The sequence below is a fragment of the Eubacteriaceae bacterium Marseille-Q4139 genome (assembly GCA_018223415.1).
Classification (GTDB): Bacteria; Bacillota; Clostridia; order Lachnospirales; family Lachnospiraceae; genus CABSIM01.
In genome coordinates, this window is the sequence record JAGTTQ010000001.1 from 3217772 (window position 1) to 3237178 (window position 19407).

14 protein-coding genes are annotated in these 19407 nt (G+C 53.4%); 12 read left to right on the forward strand and 2 right to left on the reverse strand.

Annotated features, from left to right (window positions below; translation table 11 throughout):
- Nucleotides 1–129: 129 nt before the first annotated feature.
- Nucleotides 130–2790: a transglycosylase domain-containing protein gene (locus tag KE531_15385; GenBank protein ID MBR9954974.1), complete on the reverse strand. Its 2661-nt coding sequence runs from the start codon at nt 2788–2790 to the stop codon at nt 130–132.
- Between the two features lie 213 nt (nt 2791–3003).
- Between KE531_15385 and KE531_15390 the strand changes: the two genes are divergently transcribed.
- From KE531_15390 to KE531_15420, 7 genes are all read left to right on the forward strand, one after another.
- Entirely contained in the window at nt 3004–3660 is a 657-nt protein-coding gene (locus KE531_15390; protein ID MBR9954975.1) for a YigZ family protein, read from the forward strand.
- 890 nt (nt 3661–4550) lie between these two features.
- Complete coding sequence (locus KE531_15395) at nt 4551–5207, forward strand: hypothetical protein (protein MBR9954976.1); 657 nt, start codon at nt 4551–4553, stop codon at nt 5205–5207.
- Nucleotides 5208–5414: 207 nt separating this feature from the next.
- Nucleotides 5415–7253 (forward strand): translational GTPase TypA, encoded by a 1839-nt coding sequence (gene typA, locus KE531_15400; GenBank protein ID MBR9954977.1) that lies wholly within the window; start codon nt 5415–5417, stop codon nt 7251–7253.
- 321 nt (nt 7254–7574) lie between these two features.
- Nucleotides 7575–7943 (forward strand): hypothetical protein, encoded by a 369-nt coding sequence (locus KE531_15405; protein MBR9954978.1) that lies wholly within the window; start codon nt 7575–7577, stop codon nt 7941–7943.
- A 124-nt stretch (nt 7944–8067) separates the two neighbouring features.
- Entirely contained in the window at nt 8068–9483 is a 1416-nt protein-coding gene (locus KE531_15410; GenBank protein MBR9954979.1) for a radical SAM protein, read from the forward strand.
- A gap of 37 nt (nt 9484–9520) precedes the next feature.
- Nucleotides 9521–9997 carry a DUF523 domain-containing protein gene (locus KE531_15415; protein ID MBR9954980.1) on the forward strand — a complete coding sequence of 159 codons (477 nt, stop codon included), beginning with the start codon at nt 9521–9523 and terminating at the stop codon, nt 9995–9997.
- Nucleotides 9998–10088: 91 nt separating this feature from the next.
- Nucleotides 10089–11006 carry a patatin-like phospholipase family protein gene (locus KE531_15420; GenBank protein ID MBR9954981.1) on the forward strand — a complete coding sequence of 306 codons (918 nt, stop codon included), beginning with the start codon at nt 10089–10091 and terminating at the stop codon, nt 11004–11006.
- A 6-nt stretch (nt 11007–11012) separates the two neighbouring features.
- On the opposite strand, the gene KE531_15425 is transcribed toward KE531_15420, so the two are convergent.
- The gene (locus KE531_15425; protein MBR9954982.1) at nt 11013–11477 is read right to left on the reverse strand and encodes a methylglyoxal synthase; all 465 of its coding nucleotides are present in this window, start codon (nt 11475–11477) and stop codon (nt 11013–11015) included.
- A 456-nt stretch (nt 11478–11933) separates the two neighbouring features.
- Between KE531_15425 and pheS the strand changes: the two genes are divergently transcribed.
- From pheS to rnr, 5 genes are all read left to right on the forward strand, one after another.
- Nucleotides 11934–12953: a phenylalanine--tRNA ligase subunit alpha gene (pheS, locus tag KE531_15430; protein MBR9954983.1), complete on the forward strand. Its 1020-nt coding sequence runs from the start codon at nt 11934–11936 to the stop codon at nt 12951–12953.
- A gap of 66 nt (nt 12954–13019) precedes the next feature.
- A complete protein-coding gene (locus KE531_15435; GenBank protein ID MBR9954984.1) occupies nt 13020–15440 on the forward strand; it encodes a phenylalanine--tRNA ligase subunit beta in 2421 nt (806 codons plus the stop codon).
- Nucleotides 15441–15500: 60 nt separating this feature from the next.
- On the forward strand, nt 15501–16790 hold the full coding sequence (gene eno, locus KE531_15440; GenBank protein ID MBR9954985.1) for a phosphopyruvate hydratase: 1290 nt from the start codon (nt 15501–15503) through the stop codon (nt 16788–16790).
- Between the two features lie 113 nt (nt 16791–16903).
- Complete coding sequence (gene secG, locus KE531_15445) at nt 16904–17137, forward strand: preprotein translocase subunit SecG (protein ID MBR9954986.1); 234 nt, start codon at nt 16904–16906, stop codon at nt 17135–17137.
- An 88-nt stretch (nt 17138–17225) separates the two neighbouring features.
- Complete coding sequence (gene rnr, locus KE531_15450; GenBank protein MBR9954987.1) at nt 17226–19394, forward strand: ribonuclease R; 2169 nt, start codon at nt 17226–17228, stop codon at nt 19392–19394.
- The last annotated feature ends 13 nt before the right edge of the window (nt 19395–19407 follow it).

A 19407-nucleotide genomic window follows, 5' to 3' on the forward strand; every position in this document is an offset into this window, starting at 1 on the left:
GGAATTATAAGGAAGAAAAAAGAGACCACTGCCTGCTCCCCCAAAAAAGAGGGGACAGGTGCTGGTCTCTTTTTCTGCTGCACAAACCCGGCAAGCGGCATCATGCCTGCATAAAATTCAAATATCCGGTTACTGCGGGCTGATGGGGATATACCCAGGCCCAAGCGGAGATGTGGGTTCCGGCGTAATCGGCGTCACCGTGCCGGCCGGATCGGTTTCTCCCGGAGTGATGATGGTAGAAGCGGCCGTGTGGACATTGCAGTAGCCCGGGATGGCGTATCTGGAGTCGTCTGTGGCTCCCGTCTCGCCCTCCGGCAGCACCATGAAGGTGCCGGACACCCTGGTATCGGCCGGGCAGTATTCCGTCGGCCGTCCGCCCGAAGCGGAGCAGACCGTGATGCGTACATGGTGGTTGCAGACCTCCGTGGGAACGGTTCCCTTTGCAAAGTATTCCGTCTCCACGGCATTTCCCCTGGGGTCTGACTGGCAGACGCCGGGGCTCGCAAGCATGCCGGATTTCCGGCAGACCTGGGCAGTTTCTACCGACGACGGAACCGGGAAGCCGGTGTCGGCCAGCCCTTCGTGAACCCGCGTCATAATGTTCTTCCAGATGGCCTTGTGGTAGCTTGTGGTGCTTCCGATGGCCGAAATCTTCTGGTTGTCATCGCAGCCAGACCAGATGCCGGCCGTATAGTAAGGCGTGTAGCCCACGAACCAGATGTCGTTGTTGGCCGTCGTCGTGCCGGATTTGCCGGCTGTCGACATGCCGGAAATTTTCGCGGCCGTACCGGTGGAGTTTAAGCTGACGCCCGGCGTTGCGTACATGCGGTTGCTTTCCACCACATCGGTCATGGCATCCGTTAAGAGGAAGGCCGTGGAATCCTTGAGGACGCGCCTGGTTTCCGGCTCGTTTTCCAAGAGGACTTTTCCATTGTGGTCTAAAATCTTCGTAAAGAAGACAGGCTTCGTGTACATGCCGCCGTTGGCGATGGTGGCGTAAGCAGCCGTCAGCTCCAGATTGGAGACGCCTTTCGTAATGCCGCCGAGAGCCGTTGCCGCGTTGTAGTCGGTGTCCGTGAGGGACGTGATGCCGAAATTCCTCGCGTATTCCACGCCGAGCTGCGGCGTCACAGTCTCCATCAGGCAGCGGACGGCAACGATGTTCATGGAATAGGTGATGCCGTCGCGGATCGTTGCATAGCCGAAATAGCCGCGGCTGGAATACCAGTTCCGGAAGGTCTTTGTGCCGACGGTATAAGGCGCGTCGTAGTAAACCGTGCTTAAGGTTGCGCCGCAGGCATCCAGGGCCGGCGCGAAGGCCGTGATAACCTTAAAGGTGGAGCCCGGCTGGCGCAGGGTGTTGGTGGCGCGGTTTAAGGAGAGGCTTACTTCCTTTTCGCCGCGGCCGCCGCTGATGGCCTTCACATAGCCGGTATTGTGATCCATAAGGACGAAGGACGCCTGGGGCTGGAGGATAAAGTAGACCGATTCGCCGAGAATCGTGTCGCCTTCGCCGGTCATGGCCTCCCGATACTGATCCACGGCAGCCTGGGCTTCTTCCTTGCTGTCAAATAAGCCGTTGAAGGAGCTTTGCCCTAAGTCGTTTCGGATGTATTTTGCCATGCTCTCGTCCGAATAGTGGGTCGTCGTCCCGTCGGCATGCTGGATCGAAAGCCGGTAGTCAAGGGAGTAATAAGCGACAGTGTAGTTGTCGGGATTGCTGATCTCCTCGTCGACGATGGCCTGGAGATCAGGATCCTGTGTCGTGTAAATCTCGAGGCCGCCGGAGTAGAGCAGGTTGTAGGCCTGGGTCTCCGTGTAGCCGAGCTGTTCCTGGAGCGCCGTCATGACCTGTTCGATCAGCTCGTCCGTAAAATAGGTGAACGGGCTGTCGTTTTCCTGTGTCACGAGATCCACGTTTTTGATCCTGGAGTAAACATCGTCAGCCAGGGCTTCCTCCTGATCCTCTTTGGAGATTTTACCCTGCTCGTACATGTACTGGAGGATGACGCGGCGCTTTTCCTCGTTGTTCTTCTGGCCATTTTCCGAAAGCGGATTGAACCGCGAGGGGTTCTGGGTGATGCCGGCGATGACCGTTGCCTCGGAAAGAGTCAGCTCCGAGACGTCCTTGTCAAAATACCGCTTGGCCGCCGCCTTGACGCCCAGGGTGTTGTTTCCGAGGTTGATGGTATTCAAATAGTTCTTCATGATGAGCTCTTTGCTCATGATCTGTTCCAGCTGGACGGCCAGGTACCACTCCTGGATTTTCCGCTCCAGCTGTTCCCCGAAGGTATCCTCGTTTCCGCCGGAGAATACGTTGTTTTTGATGAGCTGCTGTGTGATGGTGCTGCCGCCGCCGGCGCTGCTGTCGCCGGTGAGGACGCCGACCACGGCCCTCATGATGGAGCGCAGGTCGATTCCCTTATGCTGCCAGAACCTGGCGTCTTCGATGGCGACGAAGGCGTCAATCAGGCATTGGGGCAGTTCCTCGTAGGACGCCTCAAGACGGTTGGCACCGGACTTGACGATGGTTTCCGTCAGGTTCCCTTTGCTGTCATATACCATTGTGGCAAAGCCGCTCGGCTCGATGCTGGCCACATCAATTTCCGGGGCAGAATCCAGGATCCCCTTGAATACGCCGTAGCCTAAGCTGGCACCAAGGATCACGCAGAGCGAGCAGACGATGAAAATCAGCTTCAGAAAAAAGAGGATGAACTTCGTCTGCACCTTCTCGGCCCTGGAATTGATCTGCCGCAGCTTTCTTGCCACTTCATCTTTTCCATAATTCATTCAGGAAGCCTCCTTTATCATTTCCTCATTATAGCAAAGTTTTTTCCAATAATAAATAGTTATTGTGGAAAAGATTGGTTTGTATTATGATATTTTTGACACCTGAGTGGGAAGTTATGAAGACTTTTTTACGGTATTTGGAAAAAACAGGTCATAAATATAAAAAAACAATAAACCGCAGGAAACGCGGGGAGTTTTAAGGGAGGAAGCCAGATGGGAGACAGCTATAAAATTCTCTATGCAGGAGGCGAAAATGAGATCGTGGAAAAGAAGTCCAGGTTCATCGCCACGCTCCGGCCGGTGAATTCGGAGGAGGAGGCCGCCGCCTTTATTGCGGAAATGAAAAAGAAATACTGGGATGCCAGCCATAACTGTTCGGCTTTTACAATAGGAAGGAACCATGAGCTCACCAGGTGCAGCGATGACGGAGAGCCGGCCCAGACGGCAGGGCGGCCCATGCTTGACGTGCTTCTCGGCGAGGACATCCATAACGTCTGCGCTGTGGTGACGCGGTATTTCGGCGGCACGCTTCTCGGGACCGGCGGCCTTGTGCGGGCGTACTCCGGCGCCGTAAAGGCCGGGCTTTCGGCCGCCTGCGTGGTGGAGAAAAAGAGGGGCTTTCGCATGGAGGTGGAGACGGCTTACGGCGGTGTTGGGAAAATCCAGTACCTTTTGGGACAGGCCGGGATCACGGTGCTCGACAGCTCCTACACCGATAAGGTGACGTATTCCCTGCTGGTTCCGGCCGCCCAGTACGACGCCCTGGCCGCCGACATCACCGAGGGGACAAACGGGACGGCAAAGCTTCTAAAGGGTGACGAGACCTGGTATGGCCTTTTAAATAAAGAGACAATTATTTTTGAGTCATAAATATAATTTCGGAGTATGAGCGTTTGATGCGGCAGGTTTTATCGGCTTTAAAGGAAGCAGAGTTGTCTGGCATGGATTTAATGGCAGGGCGTTCTTCTAAAGATAAGTGTTTTTACGCATAGAGGTATCCTCTGGATAAATCTGTAAAGGCACAATTCAACCTGATTTTGTATGGATAAATTCCCTGAAGAGAGATGTAGAGAGAAAATTTATAATTGAACATAAAATATCAATACAAGATTAAAAAATGTTGATTATTTTGTGAAAGCTTGTTAAAATCTAAGTATATAATAGATTTTAAACAAGGAAGGAATGGTTTTGGTGGAGGGGCTGTGGCAGGGTAAAACGAATTTTAAGCCAAAAGAACACTGACGGTTTTTGTTAGGAAGGGGGAATATTACGAAAAAAGATGTAAAATTACATTGTATCATTAGTTTACTGCTACTGTTCAGTTCGGTAGGGCTGTTATTATTTCTAATATTTTTTTCACTACCTATTTATGTAACTTTTATTCTGTTTTATGTATTCTCTATGACAGAAGTTTCAAATTTATCTATTTTTCTTATTCGCTGTCATATTGGTATCGATAAAAAAGGAAAAATATTTTTCTTGATATTTTTAATAGTTAATATTACGTTGCTGATGTTCTGTATAGCCATAAATTTCCTTATATTTCTGGCTTTTTGAGGGGGGAATAGTGCGAAAGGAAAGAAAGCAGAATGTGTCAAAATCGCGGATTATCGCAGAAAAACAGGCTCACATAGTGAGATAAATTAAGAGTATTCTTACCTAGATAAAGAGGTACACCTACATATGAATAGTAAAACGGGTGGCTGCGTCTGATACTGAGGCGTGGAATCAAATCTACTGCAGTACGAAAGGAAGTAGTTGTGGATGATTATTCTGCGTATGCATTTTTGCTTAATAATATATCATCAGTTTATATGTCAGATGACATTACTATTGATCCACATATCCTTGATAAACTGTCTGATAATGAAGCAAAGATACTGAATGATTTTCTGTCCCGTTTAAATATTTTGGTTGATCGAGGCGCAATAAAGGTCGATAGCGGTTTGAAAATTATGCATGTGCCAGCACCAGATATATCGAATATTCCAAGTCCTGCGCGGAGAGAGATAATCATTGATCTTATGCCAGAAACCAGACAACATGCACAAGAATTACAAGATGTGTATGATTCGGCAGTATTCGGGACGGCGCACATAGTGGCTGGAACGTATTTTGCAGAAAGAGTCCGCAGCGGTGGAATATGGGATTATAAAGTCAAACTTGGAACGACAACAAGATATTTTGAATCTGAACTGCAAGCGACGATGACAGGTGAAACAATTGGAAATTTTCATTACGGATATGTTGGTAGTACTTGTTTCGGGGAAACAACATTAAAAACTGCGGCAGGGTTTGTGCAGATACTTTCCGGAACAAGTGATATCAGCTATTGGAATAGTTATTTTGATGATCCGGCAGATCAAGAGGATATCCAATGGGGGATAAATGTATATAACAACGAGCATTGTATATAGTGAAAGTATCGAATAGAGCTTGTATAGCAGGCTCTATTTTTTGAAAAATATATAATTTTAAGTTTTATGTTCCCGAAGCAGATATGAGGGATTTGTGGATGATTATAGACAGAGGAATAAATAAGGTTTTTATTGCATTTTGCCGTATGGGATGCTATAATCATGTGTCGAAAATCGCAGGAAGAAGACCAGGAAAGAGGTTTCTATATGAAAATCAAGCGTGAAGAGATCAGAAATGTGGCGATCATCGCCCACGTAGACCATGGCAAGACGACCCTCGTGGATCAGCTCTTGCGGCAGAGCGGCGTGTTCCGCGCGAACCAGGAGGTCGTGGACCGTGTCATGGACTCCAACGACATCGAGAGGGAGAGAGGGATCACGATCCTCTCCAAGAATACAGCAGTATCCTATAACGGCGTAAAGATCAATATTGTGGACACGCCAGGCCATGCCGACTTCGGCGGCGAGGTGGAGCGCGTGCTTAAGATGGTAGACGGCGTCATCCTTGTGGTGGATGCCTTCGACGGCCCGATGCCCCAGACGAAATTCGTCCTTCAGAAGGCGCTGGAGCTGGATCTTCACGTCATCGTCTGCATCAACAAAATCGACCGCCCGGAGGCAAGGCCCCAGGAGGTCATCGACGAGGTGTTAGAGCTTTTCATGGATCTGGACGCCTCCGACGAGCAGCTTGACTGCCCGTTCGTGTTCGCGTCTGCCCGCGCCGGCTTCGCAAAGAAGAATTTAGACGATCCGGATGCGGACATGAGCGCGCTCTTTGAGACAATCATCGACTACATCCCGGCGCCGGAGGGCGACCCGGAGGCCGATACCCAGGTGTTAATCAGCACCATCGACTACAACGAATACGTGGGCCGCATCGGAATCGGAAAGATTGAAAACGGTTCCTTAAAGGTCAACCAGGAGTGCGTCCTGGTGAACCACCACGACCCCGACAAGATGAAAAAGGTAAAAATCGGAAAGCTCTACGAGTTTGACGGCTTAAACCGCGCAGAGGTGCAGAGCGCAGAAATCGGCTCCATCGTGGCCATCTCCGGCATCCCGGACATCCATATCGGTGATACGCTCTGTTCCCCGGAACATCCCGAGGCGATCCCGTTCCAGAAGATTTCCGAGCCGACCATTGCCATGTATTTCATGGTAAACGACAGCCCGTTAGCAGGCCAGGAGGGAAAATACATCACCTCCCGCCACATCCGTGACCGCCTGTTCCGCGAGCTCAACACCGACGTGAGCCTCCGGGTGGAAGAGACGGATTCCGCCGACTGCTTCAAGGTTTCCGGCCGCGGTGAGCTGCACCTTTCCGTACTGATCGAGAACATGAGACGTGAGGGCTTCGAGTTTGCCGTCAGCAAGGCTGAGGTTATCTACCATTACGACGAGCGCAACCGGAAGTTAGAGCCCATGGAGCTTGCCTATGTGGACGTGCCGGAGGACTATACGGGAGTCGTGATTCAGAAGCTCACAAGCAGGAAAGGCGAGCTTCAGGGCATGAGCCCGGTAAGCGGCGGCTATACGCGTCTGGAATTTTCCATCCCGTCCCGCGGCCTCATCGGCTACCGCGGCGAATTCCTGACGGATACGAAGGGAAACGGCATTTTAAATACGATTTACGACGGCTATGCCGATTATAAGGGCGATTTAAGTTACAGAAAGAACGGTTCCCTGATTGCCTTTGAGGCCGGCGAGTCCATCACCTACGGCCTCTTTAACGCCCAGGAGCGCGGCACGCTGTTCATCGGGCCGGGCGTCAAGGTGTACTCCGGCATGGTGGTCGGCGAGTGCCCCAGAGCCGAGGACATCGAGCTCAACGTCTGCAAGACGAAAAAGCTCACGAATACGCGTTCCTCCAGCTCCGACGAGGCCTTAAAGCTTACGCCGCCGAAGGAGATGAGCTTGGAGCAGTGTCTGGACTTCATCGACACTGATGAGCTTTTGGAGGTTACGCCGAAGAGCCTTCGGATCCGGAAGAAAATCCTTGATCCGACCCTCAGAAAGAGAGCCATGATAAGCAGGAAGAACCAGTAAAAGGGACAGCTGTTTTTATTCTAGGAATACAGAAAGAGACAATTTCACGGAATTCGGGTTTTATGCCCCGGGTTCCAGGTGAGATTGTCTCTTTTTTCATACCGGCAATGAAATTTTTCTGGAAATGGCATTGTTTTAATGATACAATAGTACACAAAACGGGAGACAGAATGCAAAAAAATATTTTTTAAAAAAATTATAAAAAAGCAAGCCCTGCGGCGGATTTATTCGTATATAAATATGACACCACATAAGGTGAGAGTTCTGGCCGGAAGAAAAGGCCAGACATGACTGAACCATAATATAAAGGAGGAAACGAAGATGACGGAGAACATGAAGAAGTATTTGGAGATGATTTCCCAGGATGAGGAATTCAGAAAAGAGATGGATAAGCTGGAGGAAGAGCATGTCCAGGCGCAGAAGGAAAAAATCATGGAACATGCCGCATCAAAAGGAATTACTCTTACGGAAGCAGATTTCGCAGAATCCGCCGAGCTGTCAGATGATGAATTGGATGCGGTAGCAGGCGGAGCAACATGTGGATGCGTAGTAGGAGGCGGCGGAACAGCCACCAGGCCCAAAGAGGGAGACTGTGCATGCGCCTTTTACGGCCAGGGCTACTATGCGGTCGGGACGTCTGGATTACGCTGCATCTGCATGCTTGGCGGCGGCGGTGAGGCAGTCAGCTAATCAGATATTCTGTATAAAGAAAAGGCTTCATGCCTGATTAGGCCGGAGCGCCGCCAATGGTTTTGACAGTCTGCCCCGATTGCGGCGAAACGAAACCTGGCGGCGCTCCGGAATGAGGAGAGATATGTATTATATACTGAAAAAGAATTTGCTTCTTCGCGGATGGGAAAAGCTTCCATACGCCCTGGTAGATGCAAATACCGGACAAACGCTGTTTATCCGGGGCAGTGAAATGGATGTCTTACGGCTGTGCGATGGTTCTGTCGATCTGTCCCTTGCGGTTATCCCGCAGAAACTGAGAGATATGATTCCTATATTGGAAAAAAATGGAATCATCGAGGCCTGTCCCCCCGGAACGTCCATGCAGCCGGGACAGGCGTATCACCAGTACCCGGCGAGATACATACGGACAGCCCACTGGTCGATCACCGGTAAGTGCAACTACCGCTGCAAGCACTGTTACATGTCGGCGCCGGATGCCCGGCTGGGCGAACTGGATCACGAAACGATGATGGACATTGTGAACCAGCTTGCGGAATGCGGTATCATGAACGTATCGCTGACAGGCGGCGAACCTCTTGTGCGTAAGGATTTTATGGAAATTGTGGACGCACTTCTTGCGCGGGGCATTCATATTACTACCATTTATTCCAATGGAAAGCTGGTAACGGACAGGCTGCTCGATGAGCTGGCCGAAAGGAAGGTCTTTCCGGAGTTTAACATGAGCTACGACGGCGAAGGCCATCATGACTGGCTGAGAGGAATCCCGGGTGCGGAAAAGATTGTAAAAGAAGCATTTCTCCGCTGTAAGGAAAAGGGATTTCCCACCGGGGCGGAAATGTGCATCCATAATGCCAACAAACATACGTTAAGAAAAAGTGTCCAAAACCTTGCGGCATGGGGGTGCCGTTCTCTCAAGACAAATCCCATTGCGGATGTGGGAGAATGGAAAAAGGGCGGCTACGGCGAGGCTATTTCCATGGAGGAACTGTATCAGCTCTATCTGGATTACATCCCTCAGTATTATGAGGATGGAATGCCCCTTTCCCTTCAGCTCGGCGGCTTTTTTGGCGCATCTCCCCGGGACCCGGACTGGTTTGATATCCCGCTGTTGAAAAACTGCGGTGATACGGAAAAGACCTGCATCTGCGGCCATGCCCGCATGGTCATGTATATCTCTGCCGAAGGGCGCGCACTTCCCTGTATGGCCCTGTCGGGCATGGATATTCAGCAGGAGTTCCCGCTGATACCGGAGCTTGGCCTGGCCAGATGCATCACGGATTCCCGGTATATGCGCCTGATCGATACCAGGGCGTCGGAGTATCTGCGGCTGAATCCGGAATGTGCCGCCTGCGAATACGCAAATCAGTGCCTTGGAGGCTGCCGCGCCGCGGCGTTGGAGCGCACTCCGGATAACATCATGGGGCCGGATCCGTATGCCTGTGAGCTGTTTCGCGGCGGATGGGTTCAAAAGATTGTGGAAACCGTGAAAAAAGCAAAGCCCCAGGCAAGATGTGCGGGGATGGGAACAGGCGATTAAGCGCCTCTTTACTGGCTTCTGGGGAAAGGAGAGCATCATGATTCATATTCTGATGAGCGCCTGCCTGGCAGGGGAAAACTGCAAATGGGACGGCGGGAACAACAGGAGAGAGGAAGTGATTTCCTTCATGGAGCGGATGAAGGGGAAAGCCGTGTTCCATCTTGTCTGTCCCGAGCGGGACGGCGGGCTTCCGGTTCCGCGGCCGGCGGCAGAAGTTCAAAAGGAAAGCGGCGCCGTCGTCAATACCGAAGGCAAAGACGTGACGGCCGAGTTCCTTTTGGGAGCCGGGATCGCCTTAAAGACGGCGGAAAGCTTTGGCTGTGCGGCAGCAGTTTTAAAGGAGAGAAGCCCCTCCTGCGGTTCCACGGGGATTTATGACGGAACCTTTTCCCATAAACTCACCGACGGCATGGGAAAGACGGCAAGGCTTCTTAAGGAGGCCGGGCTTTTTATCGCCGGGGAATCCCAGATCGGCGAGCTGGAGGAGTGGCTTCAAAAAGAGGGCCTTATCTGACGGGCCATGTACAGGAATGGACGGCGGCAGCGCGGCATATGCATGGAAAAAGGGATCGAAGGCGTGATGCGGTACGAAAACCTGCAACGGAGTGTTTGAAGGCGGAGGCGTCCGCGGCATCGGCCACGTGGGAGCGGCCTGCCGGCTGGAGGAGGCCGGATACCGGTTTGCCGGGCTCGCCGGATCGTCGGCCGGGGCCATTGTGGCGGCCCTTTTGGCGGCCGGTTACAGATGCAAAGAACTGAAACAGGAGATGGAGACCCTGGATTACATGAAATTCCGGGGCGCAGAATTCGTGGACTATTTCGGGGCAGCCGGAAAGGCCCTGTCCATTTTTTTCACCCTCGGGATTTACAATACGAAATACCTGAAGAACTGGGTCGAGGGGATGCTGTTAAAAAAGGGCGTGAAAACCTTCGGAGACCTTCGCGGTTCGGGCCGCACCCTGCGGATTACGGCCAGCGACCTGACTGACCGGAAGCTTCTTCTTTTTCCCGACGACCTTCCATCCCTGGGGCTGGATCCCGAAGCCTTTTCGGTGGCGGAAGCCGTCCGCATGAGCGTCAGCATCCCTGTCTATTTTGAGCCGGTGCGCTTAAAGGACGGAAGCGGCCGCGTCCACATGATCGTGGACGGCGGGCTTTTAAGCAATTATCCGATCTGGATGTTTGAGGGCTATGAGAAAGAGACGGCCATCAGCACCCTGGGCTTCCAATTTTCCGGCGAAGAGGAAGGGCGGCCTCCGGCGGACGGTGCCGGCGAAAACATCGTGGAGTATCTAAAATCCATCGTCTCCACCTGCCTTGGCGCCGTGGACAGGAGCCGGATTTCCGCTTCGGATTTGAGCCGCACCATAAAAATCCCTGCCAGAGTGAAGACCCGGCAGGGATTTCGGTACGTCAATGCGACAGATTTTGATATCGGGAGAGAAGAAAGCCTGGCGCTCTTTGAAAACGGCAGGAAGGCCGCGGAAGAATTCCTGCACCGCCTGGAAGGGCACGCCGTCTGAACGTCATTACAGGGTCTTTGCCCTCTCCGCAATGTTCTGGCTGAAGTTTATGACCTCGTGCTCATATTCTTCGGCCATATATTTTGATGTGATTAAAAAGTCTGCCGTCGCCTTGTTGTTGGCGATGGGGATGTCGTAAACCTGTGCGATTCGAAGGAGCGCCTTCACATCCGGGTCATGGGGCTGCGCCGTTAAAGGATCCGAGAAAAAGATCACGAAATCCACCCGGCCCTCAACAATCCTGGCGCCGATCTGCTGGTCGCCGCCTAAGGGGCCGCTGTTATAGCCCTTGACCGGCAGGCCGGTCTGGTCGGTAATCATGCGGGCCGTGGTTCCGGTGCCGCAGAGGAAGTGGTTCTTTAAGATATCTTTATGTTCTTCGCACCATTCGATCAATTCCCGCTTTTTGTTGTCGTGGGCGATCAGGGCGATCTGTTTCTGCCTTCCGATTGTCATCGTAAGTCTTTCCATGGAAAATCCCTCCTTTGAGATTTTTGATGATTATGCTACAAAATCCGGGGAAAGTCAAGCAAAGCCGGTAAAATTCACCTCTTTTTCACGGAAAATTTACAAAACCCTTGACTTTTTAAAACGGGGACGTTAAGATAAGTATCAGATTTTTAATCCATAAATAAAGGCAATGAAGGTGTTTTAAGGTTCCTGTTTTCCATCAGAGAGGAGAAGTCACCGGCTGAAAACTTTTCCAGGTTCAGGCAGAGAACTGAATTTCCCACCGGAGCTGCGCGGCTGAACGAACCAGTAGGCTGCGACGCGTTCCGCACGTTACGCGGCAGAGGCGCCTGCACAGGATGCAGGAAGCAGGGTGGTACCGCGGTTTATTTCGTCCCTATGTATTTGCTGAAAATACATGGGGGCTTTTTTTGTCCCCCTCGAAACGCCGAAAAATCAAGAAATAAAGGAGTCGCTATGAAAGAACAGTTGGAGAGAATCAAAGCGGAGGCCCTTGCAAAGATCGAGGCTTCCGACGCCCTGGAAAAGCTCAACGAGATCCGTGTGGCTTATCTCGGGAAAAAGGGCGAGCTGACAAGTGTGTTAAAGAGCATGAAGGACGTAGCGCCGGAGGAGAGGCCGCAGGTGGGCCAGCTTGTAAACGACGCGAGAGCCCAGATCGAGGAAAAGCTTGAGGAAACGAAAAAGGCCCTGGCAAGGCGGGCACGCGAGGAGCAGATGAAGAAGGAAGTCATCGACGTGACGCTCCCGGCAAAGAAGATGAAAATCGGCCACAGCCATCCCAACACCATCGCCCTTGAGGAGGTGGAGCGGATCTTCATCGGCATGGGCTACGAGGTTGTGGAAGGCCCCGAGGTGGAGTACGACCACTACAACTTTGAAAAACTGAACATCCCGAAGGGACATCCGGCCAGAGACGAGCAGGATACCTTCTACATCAACGACAACATCCTTTTGAGAAGCCAGACCTCCCCGGTGCAGGTACGCACCATGGAGACGAGGAAGCCGCCGATCCGCATCATCGCGCCGGGCCGCGTGTTCCGTTCCGATGAGGTGGATGCGACCCATTCCCCGTCCTTCCATCAGATCGAGGGCCTCGTCATCGACAAGAACATCACTCTTTCTGATTTAAAGGGAACGCTGGCCGAGTTCGCAAAAGAGCTGTTCGGCGAGGAGACGAAGGTAAAATTCCGTCCCCACCACTTCCCGTTCACAGAGCCCAGTGCCGAGATGGATGTGAGCTGCTTTAAGTGCGGCGGCAAGGGCTGCCGGTTCTGCAAGGGCTCCGGCTGGATTGAGATTTTAGGCTGCGGCATGGTGCATCCCCACGTCCTTGAGATGTGCGGCATCGACCCCGACGAGTATTCCGGCTTCGCCTTCGGCGTAGGCCTGGAGCGGATCGCGCTTTTAAAATACGAGATCGACGACATGCGCCTTCTGTATGAAAACGACATCCGTTTCCTGAAACAGTTTTAAGAAGACGCCTTCAAACGCGTTTCCCAAAGGAAACATCAAAATTTGGAAAATTGGAGATAGAAAAGCATGAATACAGCATTATCCTGGATTAAAGCATACGTCCCGGATCTCAATGTCACGGCGCAGGAGTACACGGATGCCATGACCCTTTCCGGAACGAAGGTGGAGGGCTATGAGTGCCTCGATAAAAACCTGGAAAAAATCGTAGTGGGACAGATTTTGTCCATTGAAAAACACCCGGATGCAGACAAGCTCATCGTCTGCCAGGTGGACATCGGAACCGAGACGACCCAGATTGTCACAGGCGCGCCCAACGTAAAAGTCGGCGACAAAGTGCCGGTGGTTTTAGACGGCGGCAAGGTGGCAGGCGGCCATGACGGCGGCCCACTTCCCGAGGACGGCATCCGCATCAAGAAGGGAAAACTGCGCGGCATCGAGTCCAACGGCATGATGTGCTCCATCGAAGAGCTGGGCTCCGACCGTAACATGTACCCGGACGCGCCGGAAAGCGGCATCTACATCCTTCCGGAGGACACGAAGGTCGGCACCGACGCCATCGAAGTCCTGGGGCTTCACGACGTGGTGTTTGAGTATGAGATCACGTCCAACCGCGTGGACTGTTACAGCGTCATCGGCATCGCCCGCGAGGCGGCCGCCACGTTCCGGAAGAAATTCTGCCCGCCGGTGGTAACGCCTACGGGAAACGGCGAAGACATCAACGACTATTTAAAGATTTCCGTTGAAGATCCGAAGCTCTGCCGCCGCTACTGCGCGAGAATGGTAAAGAACATCAAGCTGGCGCCGTCGCCCCAGTGGATGCAGCGCCGCCTGGCGGCCTCCGGCATCCGCCCCATCAACAACATCGTCGATATTACCAACTACATCATGGAGGAGTACGGTCAGCCGATGCACGCCTTCGACTACGACCTGCTTGCCGGCCATGAAATCATCGTAAAATGCGCCAAGGACGGCGACACCTTCCAGACCCTTGACGGCCAGGTCCGGAACCTGGATCATACGATCCTCATGATTAACGACGGTGAAAAGGAAGTCGGCATCGCCGGAATCATGGGCGGTGAAAACTCCAAGATCACCGACGACGTAAAGACCATGGTGTTCGAGTGTGCTACCTTTGACGGTACCAATATCCGCCTTTCCGCGAGAAAGCTGGGCTTGCGCACCGATGCCTCCGGAAAGTATGAAAAAGGCCTTGATCCCAATACGGCCGAGGAAGCCGTAAACCGCGCCTGCCAGCTCATCGAAGAGCTGGGCGCCGGCGAAGTAGTCGGCGGCATGATTGACATCTGCGCCGAAAAGCCTGTGGAGTCCCGGGTTGCCTTTGAGCCGGAAAAGATCAACCGGCTTCTCGGAACGGAAATTGCGCCGGAGACCATGCTGGAATACTTTAAGGCCGTTGACCTCTCCTACGACGAGGCCGCAAACGAAATCGTGGCTCCCACCTGGCGTCAGGACATTCACTGCATGGCTGACCTGGCCGAGGAAGTGGCAAGGTTCTACGGCTATGACAAGATCGGGACGACGCTTCCCACGGGCGAAGCCACAACCGGAAAGCTGTCCTATAAGCTGCGGATTGAGGAAGCGGCCAGGGCTGTCGCGGAGTTCTGCGGCTTCTCCCAGGGCATGACGTATTCCTTCGAGAGCCCGAAGGTGTTCGATAAGCTGTTGCTCCCGGCTGACGACGAGCTCAGAAAGACCGTCGTGATTTCCAACCCCCTGGGCGAGGATTTCAGCATCATGCGGACGCTTCCGTTAAACGGCATGCTGACATCCTTATCCACCAACTACAACAGAAGGAACAAAAATGTCCGCCTTTATGAGCTGGCAAACGTCTACCTTCCGAAGAGCCTGCCGCTTACGGAGCTTCCCGACGAGCGGATGCAGTTCACCCTCGGCATGTACGGCGACGGCGACTTCTTCACCATGAAGGGCGTCATCGAGGAATTCTTCGAGCAGGTTGGCATGAGCGGCCGTCTCCATTACGATCCGCAGAGCGGAAAGCCGTTCCTTCACCCGGGACGCCAGGCTGCAATCTCCTACGAGGGTACCGTGATCGGCTACCTGGGCGAGGTGCACCCGGACGTGCTGGACAACTATAAGATCGGCGAGAAGGCATATGTGGGCGTCATCGACATGCCGTCCATGATCCCGTTCACCTCCTTTGACCGCAAGTACACCGGCCTTGCAAAATACCCGGCCGTGACGCGCGATTTAAGCATGGTTGTCCCGAAGGAGATCCTGGTGGGCCAGATCGAGGACATGATTGCCCAGAGGGGCGGAAAGATCTTAGAGAGCTGCGAGCTGTTCGACATCTACGAGGGTGCGCAGATCCTGGCAGGCCACAAGTCCGTGGCTTACTCCATCACCTTCCGGGCGAAAGATCATACCCTGGAGGAAAAAGAGATCACAGCCGTCATGAACAAAATTTTAAACGGCCTTCAGAGCATGGGCATCGAACTTCGCGCATAAGCCGTTAAAAAATGGCTATCCTTACAGTAATGAGAATTGCTGTAAGGAGGCCATTTTTTTATGGATGTGAATTATGAGATTGTGAGAGTACATGGGCGCGAGATTTTAGATTCCAGGGGAAACCCGACGGTGGAGGCCGAGGTGGAGCTTGGCTGCGGCGCCGTGGGGCGTGCCTCCGTGCCGTCCGGGGCGTCCACGGGGAAATATGAGGCCGCAGAGCTTCGTGACGGCGGCGGGAGGTACCTGGGGAAAGGCGTCAAAAAAGCCGTGGAGCATGTGAACAGCGAGCTCTGTGAAGCCGTCCTTTTTGAGGATGCCAGGAACCAGAGGCGGATCGACGCGCTTTTAATCGAGGCTGACGGGAGCGCCGGAAAGGAACGGCTCGGCGCCAACGCCGTTTTAAGCGTATCCCTGGCGGCCGCGAGGGCTGCGGCAGAGGCGCTGCACCTTCCGCTTTTCCGCTACCTGGGCGGCGTGTACGGCCATGAGCTGCCGGTGCCGATGATGAACGTATTAAACGGCGGACGCCATGCCGACAACACCGTCGATCTCCAGGAATTCATGATTATGCCGGTGGGCGCCGAATCCTTTGCCGAGGGGCTCAGGATGTGTGCTGAGATTTACCACACCTTAAAGGCGCTTTTAAAGGACGGCGGCTATTCTACGGCCGTCGGCGACGAGGGCGGCTTTGCGCCGGATTTAAAAAATTCGGAGGAAGCCCTGTCTTTTCTTGTGCGGGCCATCCGGGAGACGGGCTATGAGCCGGGCCGCGATGTGAAGCTTGCCATCGACGCGGCTGCCAGCGAGCTTTATAATGAGGAGACGGGCATGTACGAATTCCCGGGAGAGAGCGCCATGAACGGCGTCAAGGTGGAGCGCGACACGAGAGCCATGGTGGAGTATTACAGAAGGCTCTGCGAGGGCTTTCCCATCTGTTCTCTGGAAGACGGGCTTCATGAGGAGGACTGGGACGGCTGGAAGCTCCTTACGGAGACGCTGGGGGAAAAAATCCAGCTTGTCGGCGACGATCTGTTTGTCACCAACAAAAAGCGCCTGGAAAAGGGCATTTCCCTGGGGGCCGGAAACGCCATCTTAATTAAGATGAACCAGATCGGGACGTTATCTGAAAGCATGGACGCCATCGAGACAGCAAAAAAGGCCGGCTGGAAGACGGTGATTTCCCATCGCTCCGGCGAAACCGAAGACCCGTTTTTAGCAGAGCTTGCCGTGGCCGTCAATGCAGGCCAGGTGAAAACCGGCGCGCCATGCCGGTCGGAGCGGGTGGCAAAATACAATGCGCTTTTAAGGATCGAGGAGAGCTTTCAGGAAAAGACGGAAAACAGGAAATAACGATGACGCCGGCACTTCCGTGAGACCAGCCTGGAAAATCCGTGAAATAAAGGTTGTATTTCAGGACATTGTATGGTATGATAGCTATGTTTGTATAGTAGGAGGTGTGAGCGGTGATTAGAATTATCCTGACCATTGTATTCGTTATCTTATGTATCGCCATGACCGGCATTGTTCTGATGCAGGAAGGAAAGTCCGCAGGGCTCGGCGCCATCGGCGGCATTGCGGAAAGCTACTGGGGAAAGAACCGGGGACGTTCCATGGAAGGCAAGCTTGAGAAATTTACAAAGATTGCAGCATTTGGAATTTTTATCCTGGCTTTTATCCTGAACCTGAAGTTTATCTAAGATAACGGACACTCTTGCGGAAATTCTGCAAGGGTGTTTTTTATACAGAGGCGCAGCTTCTATGTGCGATAGAACCAAAGGAGATGGAATGGAAGAAAATCTGATGAAGGAGCGGAAGGAGACCCTTCTGGCCCTGATGAACGAGGAAAGCTATGTGCCGATGAAGCTTAAGGAGCTGGCGATCCTTCTGGATATCCCGAAAAGCAGGCGGGAGGAGCTGAAAGAAGTCCTCGATGCGCTGATTGCCGACGGAAAGGCCGGCGTGTCGAAAAAAGGGAAGTACGGAAAGGCAGAGTTATTTTCCCGTACCGGCGTTTTTACGGCAAATCCCAGAGGCTTCGGCTTCGTGACGGCCGAGGGCTTTTTGGAAGACCTGTTCGTGGCCCCGGACAACACGGGCGGCGCCATGGACGGCGATACGGTACAGATTATTATAGAGGAAGGACGCGGGAAACGGCGGATGGAAGCCGTCGTCATAAAGATCTTAAAGCGGGCAAACGAGACGATGGTGGGGCTTTATGAAAGGAACCGCCGCTACGGTTTTGTGATTCCCGACAACCCGCGGATTACGTCGGACATCTTTATCCCGGAGGGAAAAGATATGGGCGCCGTCTCCGGCCATAAGGTGCTGGTGCGGCTGACGTCCTACGGCGGAAAAAACAAAAATCCCGAGGGCGAGGTAAAGGAGATCCTGGGGCATATAAACGACCCGGGCGTCGACGTGCTGTCGGTGATCCGCGCATACGGCCTGCCGGAAGAATTTCCGGAGGAAGTCATGAAAGAAGCGGCGAAGGCACCGGAGTCTCTTTCGGAGGCCATGGTGGAAAAAGAGCTTCAAAACGGCCGCACAGACCTCCGCCATGTGCCCATGGTGACTATTGACGGCGAGGACGCAAAAGATCTCGACGATGCCGTCAGCATTTCAAAGGAAATCGTGGACGGGGAAGCCGTCTATCATCTGGGCGTCCACATCGCCGACGTGACCCACTATGTAAAAGAAGGCAAGGCTCTGGACGCGGAGGCGAAGAAGCGCGGCACCAGCGTCTATCTGGTGGACCGGGTGATCCCGATGCTGCCACACAGGCTTTCCAACGGGATCTGCTCTTTAAATGCCGGTGAGGACAGGCTGGCCTTGAGCTGTCTCATGGATATCGACGAAAAGGGCCATGTGGCGAGCCATAAAATCTGCGAGAGCGTGATCCGCGTTGACAGGCGGATGACCTATACGGCCGTCAATGAAATCCTGACGGACGGGGAGGCAGGCGGCTGTTTTTCGGAGTACCGGGAGTTTGCGCCGATGTTTTTTGAAATGAACGAGGCGGCAGAGCTTCTAAGGGCCAGGAGACGGGCACGGGGTGCCGTGGACTTCGACTTTGCGGAATGCAAAATTCTTCTGGATGAAAAGGGACGGCCGAAGGCCATTAAGCCGCGCCAGAGGAACGCGGCCACGCGGCTCATCGAGGACTTCATGCTGGCGGCCAATGAGACTGTGGCCGAAGAATATTTCTGGCAGCAGGTGCCGTTCCTCTACCGCACCCATGAAAAGCCGGACGAGGAAAAAAGCCGGCGGTTTGCCTCCTTAATCGGGAGCTTCGGCTACTCGCTGCATTTCATAAACGGCGAGCTTCATCCGAAGGAGCTCCAGAAGCTTCTCGACAAGGCGGCCGGAAAGCCGGAGGAGCCGCTCATTTCCAGGATGGCGCTCCGCTCCATGAAGCAGGCCAAATATACGGTCAGCTGTGACGGGCATTTCGGCCTGGCAGCCAGCTACTACACCCATTTTACCTCACCGATCAGAAGGTACCCGGATCTTCAGATCCACAGGATTATCAAGGAAAACCTCCACGGCGAGCTGGGGAAAAAGCGGATTGCCCACTACGAAAAAATCCTTCCGGACACGGCGGCCTGGTCTTCGGCCAGGGAGCGGCTGGCGGAGGAAGCCGAGCGGGAGACCGACAAGATGAAAAAGGTGGAATTCATGGAACGCCATATCGGAGAGGAGTTCGACGGCGTGATTTCCGGCGTCACCGGCTACGGCTTTTATGTGGAGCTGCCCAACACCGTGGAAGGCATGGTGCGGGTCAGTGAGCTGGACGGGGATTACTACGTGTTTGACGAAGAGCGGTACTGCCTCGTCGGGGAGATGACGGGACGGACGTATAAGCTGGGACAGAAGATCCGGATCCAGGTGGTTTCTGCCGACCGGTACTTAAAGACCATCGACTTTCTGCCGGTGCGGGAATTCCGGAGGAAATAAAATTGATATGCCG

Coding starts and splice junctions, on each gene's coding strand:
- KE531_15425 (MBR9954982.1), bottom strand. CDS start 11,477: ATGGAAAGACTTACGATGACAATCGGAAGGCAGAAACAGATCGCCCTG.
- KE531_15390 (MBR9954975.1), top strand. CDS start 3,004: ATGGGAGACAGCTATAAAATTCTCTATGCAGGAGGCGAAAATGAGATC.
- pheS (MBR9954983.1), top strand. CDS start 11,934: ATGAAAGAACAGTTGGAGAGAATCAAAGCGGAGGCCCTTGCAAAGATC.
- typA (MBR9954977.1), top strand. CDS start 5,415: ATGAAAATCAAGCGTGAAGAGATCAGAAATGTGGCGATCATCGCCCAC.
- eno (MBR9954985.1), top strand. CDS start 15,501: ATGGATGTGAATTATGAGATTGTGAGAGTACATGGGCGCGAGATTTTA.
- KE531_15385 (MBR9954974.1), bottom strand. CDS start 2,790: ATGAATTATGGAAAAGATGAAGTGGCAAGAAAGCTGCGGCAGATCAAT.
- KE531_15405 (MBR9954978.1), top strand. CDS start 7,575: ATGACGGAGAACATGAAGAAGTATTTGGAGATGATTTCCCAGGATGAG.
- rnr (MBR9954987.1), top strand. CDS start 17,226: ATGGAAGAAAATCTGATGAAGGAGCGGAAGGAGACCCTTCTGGCCCTG.
- KE531_15435 (MBR9954984.1), top strand. CDS start 13,020: ATGAATACAGCATTATCCTGGATTAAAGCATACGTCCCGGATCTCAAT.
- KE531_15415 (MBR9954980.1), top strand. CDS start 9,521: ATGATTCATATTCTGATGAGCGCCTGCCTGGCAGGGGAAAACTGCAAA.
- KE531_15410 (MBR9954979.1), top strand. CDS start 8,068: ATGTATTATATACTGAAAAAGAATTTGCTTCTTCGCGGATGGGAAAAG.